The 15,012-nt window shown below is 42.5% G+C and carries 13 protein-coding genes; 8 read left to right on the plus strand and 5 right to left on the minus strand.

Annotated elements, in window-relative coordinates; all coding sequences use genetic code 11:
* Nucleotides 1-10: 10 nt before the first annotated feature.
* Genes E0D70_RS13095 through E0D70_RS13105 form a run of 3 tightly spaced genes read right to left on the minus strand, consistent with a single transcriptional unit; the run spans nucleotide 11 to nucleotide 4,702 of the window.
* Complete coding sequence (locus E0D70_RS13095; protein ID WP_133012736.1) at nucleotides 11-1,351, minus strand: replication-associated recombination protein A; 1,341 nt, start codon at nucleotides 1,349-1,351, stop codon at nucleotides 11-13.
* Nucleotides 1,351-1,977: an outer membrane lipoprotein periplasmic chaperone LolA gene (gene lolA / locus E0D70_RS13100; protein WP_240537133.1), complete on the minus strand. Its 627-nt coding sequence runs from the start codon at nucleotides 1,975-1,977 to the stop codon at nucleotides 1,351-1,353. The genes E0D70_RS13095 and lolA overlap by 1 nt, the downstream gene beginning before the upstream one ends.
* Nucleotides 1,978-2,011: 34 nt before the next feature.
* The gene (locus E0D70_RS13105; RefSeq protein WP_240537134.1) at nucleotides 2,012-4,702 is read right to left on the minus strand and encodes a DNA translocase FtsK; all 2,691 of its coding nucleotides are present in this window, start codon (nucleotides 4,700-4,702) and stop codon (nucleotides 2,012-2,014) included.
* Nucleotides 4,703-4,959: 257 nt separating this feature from the next.
* Between E0D70_RS13105 and aat the strand changes: the two genes are divergently transcribed.
* A complete protein-coding gene (gene aat / locus E0D70_RS13110; RefSeq protein ID WP_133012737.1) occupies nucleotides 4,960-5,682 on the plus strand; it encodes a leucyl/phenylalanyl-tRNA--protein transferase in 723 nt (240 codons plus the stop codon).
* A gap of 233 nt (nucleotides 5,683-5,915) precedes the next feature.
* Nucleotides 5,916-6,134 (plus strand): translation initiation factor IF-1, encoded by a 219-nt coding sequence (gene infA, locus E0D70_RS13115; protein WP_133012738.1) that lies wholly within the window; start codon nucleotides 5,916-5,918, stop codon nucleotides 6,132-6,134.
* A gap of 97 nt (nucleotides 6,135-6,231) precedes the next feature.
* Here infA and clpA read toward each other — a convergent pair whose 3' ends face one another.
* A complete protein-coding gene (gene clpA, locus E0D70_RS13120; RefSeq protein ID WP_133012739.1) occupies nucleotides 6,232-8,490 on the minus strand; it encodes an ATP-dependent Clp protease ATP-binding subunit ClpA in 2,259 nt (752 codons plus the stop codon).
* A 20-nt stretch (nucleotides 8,491-8,510) separates the two neighbouring features.
* Nucleotides 8,511-8,858 (minus strand): ATP-dependent Clp protease adapter ClpS, encoded by a 348-nt coding sequence (gene clpS, locus E0D70_RS13125; RefSeq protein ID WP_207923266.1) that lies wholly within the window; start codon nucleotides 8,856-8,858, stop codon nucleotides 8,511-8,513.
* A gap of 324 nt (nucleotides 8,859-9,182) precedes the next feature.
* On the opposite strand from clpS, the gene E0D70_RS13130 reads away from it, so the two are divergent.
* The 6 genes from E0D70_RS13130 to E0D70_RS13155 all read left to right on the plus strand — a co-directional run bounded on the left by E0D70_RS13130 (nucleotide 9,183) and on the right by E0D70_RS13155 (nucleotide 14,953).
* Nucleotides 9,183-9,449 carry a cold shock domain-containing protein gene (locus E0D70_RS13130; protein WP_133012740.1) on the plus strand — a complete coding sequence of 89 codons (267 nt, stop codon included), beginning with the start codon at nucleotides 9,183-9,185 and terminating at the stop codon, nucleotides 9,447-9,449.
* A gap of 122 nt (nucleotides 9,450-9,571) precedes the next feature.
* Nucleotides 9,572-10,282, plus strand: a complete 711-nt coding sequence (locus tag E0D70_RS13135) for a pseudouridine synthase (protein ID WP_133012741.1) — start codon at nucleotides 9,572-9,574, stop codon at nucleotides 10,280-10,282.
* Nucleotides 10,218-10,622, plus strand: a complete 405-nt coding sequence (locus E0D70_RS13140; protein WP_133012742.1) for an NUDIX domain-containing protein — start codon at nucleotides 10,218-10,220, stop codon at nucleotides 10,620-10,622. Before E0D70_RS13135 ends, E0D70_RS13140 begins: the two co-directional genes overlap by 65 nt.
* 64 nt (nucleotides 10,623-10,686) lie before the next feature.
* On the plus strand, nucleotides 10,687-11,814 hold the full coding sequence (mnmA, locus tag E0D70_RS13145; protein ID WP_133012743.1) for a tRNA 2-thiouridine(34) synthase MnmA: 1,128 nt from the start codon (nucleotides 10,687-10,689) through the stop codon (nucleotides 11,812-11,814).
* A 32-nt stretch (nucleotides 11,815-11,846) separates the two neighbouring features.
* Nucleotides 11,847-12,476, plus strand: a complete 630-nt coding sequence (gene hflD, locus E0D70_RS13150; protein WP_133012744.1) for a high frequency lysogenization protein HflD — start codon at nucleotides 11,847-11,849, stop codon at nucleotides 12,474-12,476.
* A gap of 254 nt (nucleotides 12,477-12,730) precedes the next feature.
* A complete protein-coding gene (locus tag E0D70_RS13155) occupies nucleotides 12,731-14,953 on the plus strand; it encodes an NADP-dependent isocitrate dehydrogenase (RefSeq protein ID WP_133012745.1) in 2,223 nt (740 codons plus the stop codon).
* The last annotated feature ends 59 nt before the right edge of the window (nucleotides 14,954-15,012 follow it).

Raw genomic sequence — 15,012 nt, forward strand, 5'->3', positions numbered from 1 at the left:
AACCCTCTTATTATGTATCTAAATAACGTTTTATTAAACTCTGAGCATCCAATTCAGACAACCATGACAGCTTGTCTCCAATTTTCTTTTCTAGGCCACGCTCTGTAGGGCGATAATACCGAACACTAGAAATCAATTCAGGGAGATAGTTTTCACCTGCCGCGTAAGCATTTTCTTCATTGTGTGCGTATCGGTACTCATCACCATGTCCCATGCTTTTAGCTAAAGACGTTGGAGCATTACGTAGATGGACAGGCACCTCATAACTTGGTTGAGAGGCAACATCTGCCATGGCTTGATTAAAAGCCATATACACAGCATTGCTTTTTGGCGCACAAGCCATATAAACAGCGGCTTGGGCTATGGCCCTATTCCCTTCTCCTGGCCCCACTCGCTCAAAAACATCCCAGGCATTAAGACCAACCTGTAGCGCTCTTGGGTCTGCATTACCAATATCTTCTGATGCAATGGCTAGTAAGCGACGCGCAATATATAAGGGGTCACAACCACCATCAAGCATTCGCGCCATCCAATACAAGGCACCATCAGGCGATGAACCACGAACAGACTTATGAAATGCTGAAATTTGATCATAAAAAATGTCACCGCCGCGATCATAGCGACGCACACTACCGCCCAGTACATCTTCTAAATGATCATGCGTTACCGTGGCACCGGGTTCAACCAAATCGGATAAAATTTCTAAAAAATTCAATCCACGACGAATATCACCATCCGCTGCTTGAGACAAAATGGAAAGATCATTATCACTGAGCGTCAACCCAGTGTCTGCAAGCCCCTTACTCGCATCCGATAAAGCACGCCGCAAGACCTGCTTAATATCATCTGGCGTCGGTGTTTTTAAACGATATACTCGCGCCCGAGACAATAATGCCGAATTAAGCTCAAATGCTGGGTTCTCAGTCGTGGCACCAATAAACAAAAAGGTGCCATCTTCAATGTAAGGCAAAAAGGCATCTTGCTGAGATTTATTAAAACGGTGTACTTCGTCTACAAAAAGAACCGTTTGCCCGCCCTTCATCATGCGTAACTGCTGGGCCTGTTCGACCGCTGCACGAATCTCTTTTACTCCAGACATTACCGCTGACATTTCAATAAATTGGGCGTCTAATGCATGAGAAAGCAACTGAGCGAAGGTCGTTTTGCCAACACCTGGCGGCCCCCACAAAATAAAGGAGTGACAATGCCCAGTTTCGACCATACGGCGAAGCGGACGCCCCTCTCCCACTAAATGAGATTGACCACTGTATTCGTCTAAATTAACTGGACGCATCCTCGCTGCAAGCGGTTGGTAGCCTCCTACTTGCTGATCAGCGAACAAGTCGTCCATTACTGACCATCTACTATGACATCCACATCAGCCGGCACTTTAAGAGAAAAATTCTCTTTAGCAACACCGCCGTGCGTTTTCACTTTTGTAAATTCAATCACAGTCGTTTGACCAAGACCATCAAGAATACTCATGGCATTAATTTTATTATCTTTAAACGACAAAGTAAGCGTTTTAAACATTTCTTCTTTATTTTTTGGCTCAAGACGGAATTTCTCTTCACCTAATTTGGTAACAATATAATGCGGTAATACACTCGCCGCTGGCTGGCCAAGTAGCGCCGCTGGAGAATCGCTGGATGAGTTATTAATAGGTTTTTTTGTGGCTTGCTGTAAATCAACATCCCACACCAAGATGAATTTACCATCTGAAATAATGCGTTGAGCATATGGCGATATACTGTCCCAAACAAATTGGTTGGGTTTAGCCAGTAAAAACACACCATTACTCACTTGTACTTGTTTGCCTTTTTCATCATACGTCACTTGGCGAAAATCGCCTTTGACATTACGATTCTGATCTAACAAGTGGGTTAATTGATCGGCTGAACTGTTCGTGGCATTGTCTGCCGCATTGGCAACACCTGCTACCAATACTAGCAACACCAACATCATTTTATATATCAAAGTCATTCTCCTAGAACCGCGTTCCAATCATGTATTATTCAGGGATCAATACGTCTCGCTGGCCATTGGTCCCCATAGGTCCCACTAAGCCAGCTGCTTCCATCGCTTCAACCAAGTTTGCAGCTCGGTTATAGCCTATTTTTAATCGACGCTGAATAGAGGATATTGAGGCTTTACGCGTTTCTATTACAATTCGAACCGCGTCATCGTATAACACATCTTTATCTTCAGCATTATCGTTGGTCATTAAGTCTTCTGGATTCGTCACTACATCGTTAATGTAGTCAGGCTCCCCTCTCAACTTCCATTCTTCTACCACAGCATGCACTTCCTCATCGGAAACGAACGCACCATGCACACGAATCGGCGTTGGTAAACCTGCCGGTAAATAGAGCATGTCACCCATACCCAATAACTGATCGGCACCGCCTTGATCCAAAATAGTTCTTGAGTCTATTTTTGAAGAAACTTGGAACGCCATTCGAGTCGGTATATTCGCCTTAATAAGCCCAGTAATAACATCGACAGAAGGCCTTTGTGTGGCCAAAATCAAATGAATTCCTGCCGCTCGAGCTTTTTGCGCAATACGAGCGATTAACTCTTCCACTTTTTTACCAACAATCATAATCATGTCAGCAAATTCATCTACGATGATCACGATGTAAGGTAAAGGCTCTAAATGTGGCACAGTACGAGCGACACCATCCTCAGAGAACATCGCCATTTCAGGTTGCCACAACGGGTCTTCTATTGGCTTTCCTGCGTTAATAGCATCGCGTACTTTTTTGTTATAGCCGGCGATATTACGCACGCCTAATTTAGACATTAATTTATAGCGCCGCTCCATTTCATCAACCGACCAGCGCAAGCCATTAGCCGCGTCTTTCATATCGGTAATAACGGGGGTCAATAAATGCGGTATGCCTTCATAAATCGAAAGCTCAAGCATTTTAGGATCGACCATGATCATGCGCACTTCATCCGGTGTGGATTTCAGCAGCATGCTCAAAATCATGGCATTAACACCAACTGATTTACCCGACCCTGTGGTACCCGCTACAAGTACGTGTGGCATCTTCGCTAAATCCACGACGACAGGCTCACCGGAAATATCATGACCGAGCGATAACGTCAGTGGCGACGTGGCTTTATCGTACATTTCACAGTTAATCACTTCAGAGAAATACACGGTATCTCGTACCTGATTAGGAATTTCAATGCCTATCGTCGACTTACCAGCAATAACCTCAACCACTCGAACACTCATAACACTTAATGAACGAGCCAAATCTTTCGCCAAATTAGTGATTCTCGATACTTTTACTCCCGGCGCGGGCTGAATTTCAAAGCGCGTAATAACGGGCCCGGGATTCACTTCAACCACTTCGGCTTTTACACCAAAATCTTGTAGTCGTCGTTCTAATAATTCAGATAAAGCAAGCAACTCTTCTTCGGTATAACCACCCTGCTTTGGCTTAGGTTTTGTTAATACCGAGCGATCTGGAAGCAAGTAAGTCGGTTCAGATCGTGAGCTTTCTTCCGAACTTGAGTTTGGCCCACCTAATGAATCTAGTTGCTTGGCTTCTGATAACGTGCGAAATGCTGGCTTATGACTTGGGATCGCCGCAATAGGCTCTGGTCTAGCGACAGGCCGCTCTGCCTCAGCGGTAACAACAGGCACTTCCGCTAACGGCTCATCCATAAAAGTATTCGTTTTTTGTTCTGCACGAGGAACGCTAGGTGCTGCTTTGGGCTGCTCGTGGCTTGGCGCTTCCTCTTCAATATAAAGCGTATCGCCGAAAGACATTTCTATGTCTTCAACTGAAATATCATCAAGACCTGAGAAACCTGGATCGGCATGAGTAGTCTCAATCGCGCTATCTTCTTCAGCCGCGTTCGCTTTATTACTCTTTGAGAGCAGACCAAATAAAGCAAATGGCTTTTTAGATGCCTTCACCTTGTCAGTTACTTCTTCTTTGTCATGTTTCACATCAGCAATAGGATCTTGACGATTTTTCCTACGTTTACGAACTATAGCAGGCTCTTCCTGTTCCTCAGGTATCTCCATCGCGGTGTCTATCTCTGATGTTAACCGCTCACGCTTACGCTCTTTTTTAGATTGCCATTTGTCTCTCATGCGCATAACAAGGTTAAATGTTTTTTCGCCTAACTTATCAATCAAGTTTAACCAGTGCACTTGAGACAAAAGAGTAAACGCCAAAATAACTAACGCAAGACCAACAAGAGTGGCGCCATCGTAACCAATAAAACGATAAAGTAGATTTCCAAGTCCACGACCTAGTATGCCACCAGCACCATATTGCAATGAGGCCGAGCCAACCGTGTGCAAGTAGCAAAGGGTCGAACCGAATGAAAGGTATAAAATACCGCCAACGGTACACAACAAAGTGTTGTTGAGAGGAAGCAGTTTATGCGGATTGCGCCATAAAATAATAGCGACCCAAAAAAACAAAGGCGGCAAAGAGTAAAATAAGGAACCAAAAAAACCAGAGAATAAATCAGCGATAACCGCACCGATTGGCCCCATGGAGTTATGAATAGAGCCATCCCGCCCAGAATAAAACCAACCGGGATCATCAGGACTGTAAGTGTAGGTTGCCAATGCGAAGAAAAACAAAAACAGCAATGCAGTAATAAACGCAGCCTGTTTGGCAAACATATCCCATATTGGTGATCGTCCAGACTCACTCACTTCTTCTGCCAAAACACGTCCATCCTATGAATACTAAACCAGAGATTAATACACGCCCAATCATGAGCGACAAGTGCGCATAGCTTATCATAAAAAGCCCTATCCAAAATAATTCAGACTTGCTTTTACACAGATAATAAACACTTCACAGAAAGAACTGACATCTTTGTGAGGATAATGGTTTTTAAAGCCGTTTTATTGCCATTTTAATTCACGATGTAAATCGTTCTATAATAGTGTGTTTCCCACTTTCAAGGCTCAAGTATCTTATGCAAGATCATGCAAACAACGAAAACGAGCTCATTTTATTAACTGAGTCCATTTACGAAACACCCACCCCAAGTAAAGCATTGGACGACCCTGAAGGACTTTCGGCTGTTGGCGGCGACCTTTCTTCGGAACGCCTTATTCATTTGTATAGCAAAGGTTTTTTTCCTTGGTATAGCGACCCCGATCCTATTTTATGGTGGCACCCAAGAGAAAGATGCGTGCTAGTACCGTCACATTTTCACGAATCTCGATCGCTTAAAAAAGCTCAAAAAAAAGAAAACTGGTCATTTACTATCAATCAAGATTTCCACACCGTCATTGAGCATTGCGCCAACCTGAGATCTGATGAAGGAACCTGGATATCCAACGATATAAAACAGGCGTATCAAACATTACATCAGCTGGGTTATGCCCACTCAATAGAGGCTAGAGTAGATGGTCGTTTAGTTGGTGGATTCTATGGCGTGGCATTGGAAAAAGTGTTTTTTGGCGAATCCATGTTTTCACTTCACCCTAATGCTTCAAAAATGGCATTACGTGGTTTTAGTAAAATAGCTGCCCAATGTCATATTGAGCTAATTGATTGTCAAGTAGAGTCCGAACACTTGTTATCACTTGGCGCTCAACTTATGCCAAGAGACACATTTGTAAAGTCGCTCAATAAACTCATTATCGAGCCAAATAAGAATCTGGCACTGCTTAATTTAGCGACATTTGAGTAAAAAAGACGAATTGCTTAAAATAAGCACAACGCATTTCCCTTCTGGGTTTGCCTTACGTCGTGTTTTTAGGCAAAATATGCCTCGATCAAATTCAGACGTCGCTAAACAGCGAAATATAGTTTTTTAGCGATTAATCGGCCGAAGTAGAGACCACTCCTCTCCTTGTCTGCAGACCGTCAAATAGGCATGGTCGGCGTCTACTAATTTAAAGTTAACACCATAGGACACATATTGTGGCAAAAGAAGAGAGCTTAGAAATGGAGGGCACTATCATTGATACGTTGCCTAACACCATGTTCCGTGTCGAATTAGAAAACGGACACGTAGTAATTGCACATATTTCTGGAAAAATGCGTAAAAACTATATTCGTATTTTGACTGGCGATAAAGTAAAAGTAGAACTAACACCTTACGACCTAACTAAAGGCCGTATCGTTTACCGTTCTCGCTAATTTATTTGCTCTTAATTGAGTTGAATAAAAATATAAAAAAACCGGACTATGTCCGGTTTTTTTATATCTAGCGATTTATAACAGTAAAGCACTTACTTCAATGTACAACCGCTTCTTTTACAACATCAAATTTCAACTCATCTGATTTTTCATCCAACGTCACTTTAACATGACCACCTTCATTTAAACCGCCAAACAAGATCTGATCAGCTAACGGCTTTTTAAGATGTTCTTGGATAACACGAGCCATTGGTCGAGCGCCCATTTGGCGATCATAACCTTTACTCGCTAACCAGCCTCGTGCCGTATCGGATACTTCCAACAAAACACCTTTTGGATCTAACTGAGCCTGCAACTCAACCAAGAATTTATCCACGACGTTAAAGATAATACGTTCATCCAATTGTTGAAATTGAATGACGGCATCTAAACGGTTTCTAAACTCTGGCGTAAACATACGGTTGATAATTTCCAAACCATCTGTTGAATTATCCTGACTTGAGAAACCAATCGAACGTCTTGCTAACTCTTCAGCACCCGCATTAGAGGTCATAACAAGAATCACATTACGGAAATCCGCTTTGCGACCATTATTATCTGTCAATGTCCCATGATCCATTACCTGCAATAGCAAATTAAAGACTTCTGGATGGGCTTTTTCAATTTCATCTAATAAGACAACGCTATGCGGGTTTTTCGTTACAGCTTCTGTTAAAAGACCGCCTTGATCAAAACCAACATAACCCGGTGGCGCACCAATCAAGCGAGAAACCGCATGACGCTCCATATACTCGGACATATCAAAACGTATTAATTCAAGCCCTAGCTGCTTAGCCAATTGCTTAGTAACTTCTGTTTTACCGACACCTGTAGGGCCCGCCATCAGAAAAGAACCTATCGGCTTCTGCTCAGCTTTTAGACCAGCTCTTGATAACTTAATCGCTGATGATAAAGCGTCGATTGCTTTGTCTTGACCAAACACCACCATTTTAAGGTTGCGCTCTATATTAGAAAGCACCTGACGATCATCTGAGTTAACCGCTCTAACAGGAACTCGGGCAATTTTAGAGACGATATCTTCAATATCAGCAACGGTAATGACTTCTTTGCGCTTGTCTTCAGGCTGCAATCGTTGATAAGCACCCGCTTCATCAATCACATCGATGGCTTTATCAGGCATATGTCGATCCGTCACATAGCGCTGAGCCAATTCCGATGCCGCTAACAAAGCAGCATCTTCGTATTTTATTTTATGATGTTCTTCAAAGGCGCCTATGATGCCTTTTAAAATTTGGTAAGTATCATCGACACTTGGCTCGTTTACATCAATCTTTTGGAAACGACGCGCCAAGGCATGATCTTTTTCAAACACACCACGAAACTCTTGAAAAGTAGTGGAACCAATACAACGCAAGCCACCTGAACTTAATACAGGCTTGAGTAAATTGGACGCATCCATAACCCCACCAGACGCAGCACCCGCACCAATAATGGTATGGATTTCATCAATAAACAAAATGGCATTGGGTAATTTTTTCAACTCACCCAGCAATTGCTTGAGCCGCTTTTCAAAATCACCACGATATTTGGTGCCAGCCAATAACGCACCTAAATCTAAAGAGTAAACTACGCCATCTGCAATCACATCAGGCACTAGACCATCAACAATACGTTTCGCTAAACCTTCTGCTATTGCTGTTTTACCAACACCTGACTCACCCACTAATAACGGGTTGTTTTTGCGACGACGAGAAAGGGTTTGTATGACTCGCTCAACTTCGTATTCACGACCGATAAGCTTATCGATTTTACCGGCTTTAGCTTCTTCATTAAGATTGGTTGCGTATTTTTGAAGAGGTGCGGCGGCGCTGTCTTCTGCCTCCTCTTCTTCTTGCTCCATGCCTTGGGAAGATGCGTCACCCAACTTTGAAATACCGTGAGCAACGAAATTAACGACATCAATTCGTGCTACACCATGTCGTTTTAACAAATAAACGGCTTGGCTTTCCTGCTCACTAAAAATAGCAACGAGCACATTGGCGCCTGTAACTTCACGCTTACCAGACGATTGCACATGAAAAACAGCTCGCTGAAGCACTCGCTGGAAACCAAGTGTTGGCTGAACTTCACGTTCCATGTCATCTTCAGGGATAAACGGTGTTGTACTATCTACAAACTCTTCAAGCTCTTTACTTAATGTTTCAAGGCTTACACCACAAGCTGTTAACACACCGGAAGCGGCACTATTTTCAATTAACGCTAGCAACAAGTGTTCTACTGTCATGAATTCATGGCGCTTATCACGCGCCGCTTTAAAGGCATTATTCAGGGTCTGTTCAAGTTCTTTATCTAACATTGCTATTCCCTCACTCTGAATCAGTCGACTTTTTGTAAGTCACACATTAAGGGGTGCTCATTTTGCTCTACGAACTGTTGTACCATTGCTACTTTAGTTTCAGCAATATCAAAAGGGTAAATACCACAAACGCCTTTCCCTTTTTGATGCACTTCTAACATTACCTGGTTAGCCTTCTCTCCATCCATTGAAAAAAAACGTTGAAGAACAAATACGACAAAATCCATTGGCGTAAAATCATCATTAAATAACACCACCTGATACATTGAAGGTGGCTTTAATTCCGTTTCTTCTGGGGCAATCGCTATATTTGAATGCCCAGCTTCATCTTCTTCTGATATTAGTCTAATTTGTTGATTTACAATCATCCTATGCCTCTGAGGCTACACTTTTCCACACAATTCACCAAATTTGGTTCATTCCTACTTAATAAGTTCACATATCGCCACTTAAATTTTACAAATACCAAAAGAGCTTCTACTCTCATTGTAAGTGGGTCAAATGTGTAACCAATGTTTATCTCTTAGATTTTAGCATTGTACTATCAAGAATACTTTGAACCTATTTAGCAACCTCATTTAATAAAAGTTTCAACTACGTTGCAATAAAACTCGAATAACAGTCAATACCTAAGTGGTTTAGCTGAAAATTATTGATAATTAACAACACCTTGAGTGGATAAGGAGTGGCTCATGCATAATGGATCCGTAAAGTGGTTTAACAACGCTAAAGGCTATGGTTTTATCGTTTGCGAAGATTTTGATGAAGACTTATTTATTCATTACTCTGCCATTAATGTGGAAGGTTATAAAACCCTTAAAGCAGGCCAATCCGTCACGTTTAACGTAGAGCCCGGACAACGAGGCCTACACGCGATAGATATTTCGCCTGAAGCAGCAGTAGAAAACGATGAGAATAGTGAGACTAAAGATGATGATGCAAATGCCCAGTTAGCTTAACGCTACTGCAATATCGCTATCGCGTACTGATTTTGCTATCTTATGATTCCTATTGAATCGTGAGAGGTTTTTTTGTTTCTATACGATTCAAGCCTTTAAAATTTATTTAGACTTATCGATTCATGCCTTCAAACTTAATTTTACTCAACAAACCTTTTCAAGTCCTTAGTCAGTTCTCCGCTGATGGCGACAAAGTCACTCTAGCCAAATACATCAACATCCCTGAATTTTATGCCGCGGGAAGACTGGACTACGACTCAGAAGGCTTGATGCTATTAACCAATCAGGGCGCCATTCAGCATATTATTGCATCGCCTGAATTCAAATGGCCAAAGACTTATTGGGTGCAAGTGGAAGGTGACATCACCGAAGAGGCTCTACAACAACTTAAACAAGGAGTAGAGCTTAAAGACGGCCTAACAAAACCTGCTCAAGCAGAACGCATGAGCCCACCTGATATTTGGTCAAGAACCCCTCCTGTACGCCACCGGGAGTCCATTCCTACTAGCTGGATTGCATTGCAAATCAAAGAAGGGAAAAACCGCCAAGTTCGACGAATGACCGCAGCGGTAGGTTTTCCTACACTTCGGCTTATCCGCTATGCCATTGGTCCTTATACATTGGAAAGTTTACCTACAGGGCAATGGCTATATGCTGAGCCAACCACAGAATTACTAAATGAGGTAGATAATTTTGAACGACAAAAAAAGAGAAAGGCTGCCACATCTGACCGTCGCCGCTCTAGTCAAAAAGGACAACCAATATCTCATGGTGAAAGAGTGGCAGGACGGGATTCTCGTCCTAAATCAACCAGCTGGGCACGTCGAAAATAACGAAAGCATACTCGATGCGGTTATCAGAGAAACAACTGAAGAAGCCGGTTGGCTGGTAAAACCCATTGGTTTAATTGGCTTTTACGCTTTCACGCCATTTGAAGGCGCCGATACCTATCATCGAGTTTGTGTCTTATGCGATGCCCTATCACCAACCAATACACAACTTGATCCAGATATTGTTTCTTGTCACTGGATGACTTATGAAGAGGTAATGTCTAAACCGCATCGCAGCCCTTTAATAAAAACCTGCATTGAAGATTCATTAAACAACCCCATTATATCCTTATCCTTCCTATCGAATCAGCACTTGTCAGCTGTGCCGACATTGGAAAAATAAAGTACAATGACGCGATTCCATTTCATTGAGGCTCAGCCTCTTCACAGTAGAGTAATTACAGGTCATGACTGAACAACTAAACCCCACAGATTCGCAAGCTAACCAAGATAAAAAAGTTATCGTCGGTATGTCTGGCGGCGTAGATTCATCCGTATCAGCCCTTATTCTGATGCAGCAGGGGTACCAAGTTGAAGGCCTGTTTATGAAAAACTGGGATGAAGATGATGGCACCGAATATTGCACCGCAAAAGATGATCTCGCAGACGCTCAAGCGGTTTCTGATACGTTAGGCATTACACTGCACACCGCCAATTTTGCTGCAGAATATTGGGACAATGTTTTTGAGCACTTCCTAGAAGAATACAAAGCAGGTCGCACACCAAACCCTGACATTTTATGCAATAAAGAAATCAAGTTTAAAGCCTTCCTTGAGTACGCGTTAGAACTAGGAGCCGATTACATTGCAACGGGTCATTATGTTCGACGTGGTGAACGCGATGGCGAGCCAGTATTACTGAAAGGCTTAGATGGCAACAAGGATCAAAGCTACTTTTTGTATGCCGTGGGTAAAGATGAAATTGCCAAAACACTCTTTCCTGTTGGCGAGTTAGAAAAACCTGAAGTTCGTCGTCTTGCTGAAGAGTTTGGTTTAATCACCCACAATAAAAAAGATAGCACTGGTATCTGTTTTATTGGTGAACGCCGCTTTAAAGATTTTCTAGAACAATACTTACCAGCGCAACCTGGCGATATTGAAACATTAGATGGAGACAAAATTGGTCGCCATCTAGGATTGATGTATCACACTATAGGCCAGCGCCAAGGTCTAGGCATAGGCGGTTTATCTAACTACCCGGATGAGCCTTGGTATGTGGTTGAAAAAGACTTAGAAAAAAATGTCCTTAAAGTAACGCAAGGTGGACAACATGAATCACTCTTTAAAACGCATTTGATTGCCGATAACTTTGATTGGGTGGCGCGTACAAAGCCTAACTTGCCATTAACATGCAAAGCTAAATGCCGTTATCGTCAGCCTGATCAAGATTGTACTATCACAGAATTAGCCGATGGCCGTGTGGAAGTTTCTTTTAAAGAACCACAACGTGCGATCACACCAGGTCAATCCGTCGTTTTTTATGTCGATGACTTATGTTTAGGTGGCGGCATCATCAATGTCGCATTCAACAAGTAAATTACACCAAGCAATATGAGAGATTATTTATTGTGAGCCAACAAGAGAAAGAGCAAACCATTGCCCTATCCGCAATTTTCCAGGCCGCTGAACTTGTTGCTACCTTAGCGAAAACAGGCAAGATGGATAACGATTACTTAAAACCCTTGGTAAACAGCATTTTGTTAGTCAATGCTGAGACAACTGAGGATATTTATGGAGGCCAATGGGATTGCAAAAGCAATTTAGCATTAGGTCGTCGCATCACTCGCCAAGCCCTCGGCAAAGAGCGTAGTAGTGTTAATCCAGATACCTTACGCTATGCATTAAGCTTAATTCATTTAGAAAGTAAGTTATTAAAATCAGATGGTATTTTGTCAGCACTGGGTAATGGCATAAGCCAGCTAGATCGTCAAAAAACACATTACGAAGATCCGCTTCATGAAAATATGATCGCGGCAATTTCGGGTATTTATCAAGATACTTTGAGCAAATTACCATTTCGAATCCAAGTACATGGCGATAGCCGTTTCTTACAGCAGCCCTCTATTTCTAATCAAGTTCGCGCAACCTTGTTAACGGGCATTCGTGCCGCCATGCTTTGGCGTCAACTTGGCGGTAAACGCTGGCATTTGATTTTCAAAAGAAAATCATTACTAAATGCTTTAGAAGCAACACGTTAAGAAAATAAAAAAGGCCGTTAGGTCTTTTTTTTCTCGTTATGAAACATCAAATAATGAGCATAACGAGAAACATTCTTAATGAGAATAACTCACATCTATTATGAGTATATTTTTATCCAATATCTCTACCATTTATTTTTAGGTAGTATATTGGCCAAAATAATCATTAGTACATCGATAAAGATTTTAGAATGGAGACCAAAAGTCACCTTCTTTTTAATTTGCCATATAGCCTTAAATGTTAGGGGAATTACATGTCTACAAAACAAACTATTTATTATACCTTCACTGATGAAGCGCCAGCACTGGCGACGGCTTCTTTGCTGCCTATTTTTGGCGCCTTTGCAAAAGAAGCGGACATCGAATTGAAATTGACTGACATTTCTTTGGCGAGTCGTGTAATTTCTGCCTTTGCTGATAAGCTACCTGCAGACCAACAAGCAGAAGATGGCCTTAAATTTCTTGGTGATCTGACTGCGAATCCTGAAGCAAACATTGTTAAACTGCCTAATATCAGTGCTTCTTTACCGCAACTGAATGCAGTAATCAAAGAACTTAAAGCTCAAGGTTATGACATTCCTGACTACCCAGAAAATGCTCAGACTGATGAAGAAAAAGACGCATTAGCACGTTACTCAAAAGTACTAGGCAGTGCGGTAAACCCAGTATTGCGTCAAGGTAACTCTGACCGTCGCGCACCAGCAGCGGTTAAGAACTTTGCCCGTAAAAACCCTCATTCAATGGGTAAGTGGAAAAAAACGTCTACATCTCATGCAGATTACATGCGCGATGGCGATTTTTACTCTTCTGAGCAGTCCGTTACTATGGATTCCGCTCAAACGGTTAAAATTGAATTCGTTAAAAAAGACGGTTCTGTTGAGCTTAAGAAATCACTGCCTCTTCTAGCTGGTGAAATCGTTGATAGCATGAATATCAGCTGCGCTAAACTTCGCAACTTCTTCGAAGCAACGCTACAAGAAGCAAAAGAAGATAACATCATGTGGTCTGTGCACCTTAAAGCAACCATGATGAAAGTCTCTCACCCTATCGTATTTGGTCACGCGGTAACGGTTTTCTACAAAGATGTTTTCGAAAAATACAGCGAATTGTTTCAAGAAATCGGCGTTAATCCAAATAACGGTTTAGGCAGCGTTTACGATAAAATCCAAACATTGCCTGAAGCGAAACAAGAAGAAATCAAACAAGCGATTCAAGACGTTTACAAAACTCGCCCTGAACTAGCAATGGTTGATTCAGACAAAGGTATCACCAACCTACACGTACCAAGTGATGTCATTGTTGATGCATCTATGCCTGCTATGATCCGTGGCTCTGGTAAAATGTGGGGCCGTGATGGTAAAGCACATGACGCTAAAGCCGTTATGCCTGACAGCACTTACGCACGCATTTACCAAGAAACAATCAACTTCTGTAAAACCAATGGCGCATTCGATCCAGTAACAATGGGCACAGTGCCAAACGTTGGTTTGATGGCACAAAAAGCAGAAGAATACGGTTCTCACGATAAGACTTTCGAAATCACTGAAGCCGGCACTATGCGCGTTGTTGATGCACAAGGTAATGTCCTAATGCAACACGCGGTAGAGAAAGGCGATATCTGGCGCGCTTGTCAAACTAAAGACGCTCCAATCCGCGATTGGGTGAAACTTGGCGTTACTCGTGCTCGTCAATCTGACACACCAGCGATTTTCTGGTTAGAAGACGAACGTGCACACGATAATGAACTTCGTAAGAAAGTTGAGAATTACCTAAAAGAACATGACACAAATGGTCTAGACATTCGCATCATGAACTACAACGAAGCGATCCGTTTCTCTATGGAACGCATCATTCGTGGCCAAGACACTATTTCAGTAACGGGTAACATTTTGCGCGATTACCTAACTGACTTGTTCCCAATCTTAGAATTGGGTACTTCTGCGAAAATGCTGTCTATCGTGCCAATGCTTCAAGGCGGCGGCATGTATGAAACAGGCGCTGGCGGTTCTGCTCCTAAGCATGTTCAACAGTTAATGGAAGAAAACCACCTTCGTTGGGATTCTCTTGGTGAGTTCTTGGCAGTGGCTGTCTCTTTTGAAGAGTTGGGCATCAAGCACAACAACGAAAAAGCTAAAATCTTGGCAGCAACGCTAGACAAAGCAACAGGCAAACTTCTAGACACCAACAAATCTCCTTCTCGTAAAGCGGGTGAAATTGATAACCGCGGTAGTCACTTCTATCTGGCTCTATACTGGTCTCAAGAATTGGCAGCGCAAACAGACGACGCGACATTGGCGGCGAAATTTGCACCACTTGCTAAGCAACTAGCAGACAACGAAGCAGCCATTGTTGCAGAACTTGCTGACGTTCAAGGCAAGCCTGCTGGCTTATCTGGTTATTACCATATGGATCTTGCTGAAGTCGCTAAGATCATGCGCCCAAGCGCTACATTCAACAAAACACTAGCGTCTCTATAATTTATTAAGAGGCTCTAAGCGCCATAAAAAAGCCCGAGTAACGATATCGTTACTCGGGC

It is taken from the genome of Marinomonas flavescens (assembly GCF_004352835.1).
In the GTDB taxonomy this organism is placed as follows: domain Bacteria; phylum Pseudomonadota; class Gammaproteobacteria; order Pseudomonadales; family Marinomonadaceae; genus Marinomonas; species Marinomonas flavescens.

What these genes read in the sequence shown, in the direction of transcription:
- E0D70_RS13095 (WP_133012736.1), bottom strand. Translation starts at nt 1,351, where the DNA reads ATGGACGACTTGTTCGCTGATCAGCAAGTAGGAGGCTACCAACCGCTT.
- aat (WP_133012737.1), top strand. Translation starts at nt 4,960, where the DNA reads ATGCAAGATCATGCAAACAACGAAAACGAGCTCATTTTATTAACTGAG.
- clpA (WP_133012739.1), bottom strand. Translation starts at nt 8,490, where the DNA reads ATGTTAGATAAAGAACTTGAACAGACCCTGAATAATGCCTTTAAAGCG.
- clpS (WP_207923266.1), bottom strand. Translation starts at nt 8,858, where the DNA reads ATGATTGTAAATCAACAAATTAGACTAATATCAGAAGAAGATGAAGCT.
- E0D70_RS13130 (WP_133012740.1), top strand. Translation starts at nt 9,183, where the DNA reads ATGCATAATGGATCCGTAAAGTGGTTTAACAACGCTAAAGGCTATGGT.
- E0D70_RS13135 (WP_133012741.1), top strand. Translation starts at nt 9,572, where the DNA reads ATGCCTTCAAACTTAATTTTACTCAACAAACCTTTTCAAGTCCTTAGT.
- E0D70_RS13140 (WP_133012742.1), top strand. Translation starts at nt 10,218, where the DNA reads ATGGTGAAAGAGTGGCAGGACGGGATTCTCGTCCTAAATCAACCAGCT.
- mnmA (WP_133012743.1), top strand. Translation starts at nt 10,687, where the DNA reads ATGACTGAACAACTAAACCCCACAGATTCGCAAGCTAACCAAGATAAA.
- E0D70_RS13155 (WP_133012745.1), top strand. Translation starts at nt 12,731, where the DNA reads ATGTCTACAAAACAAACTATTTATTATACCTTCACTGATGAAGCGCCA.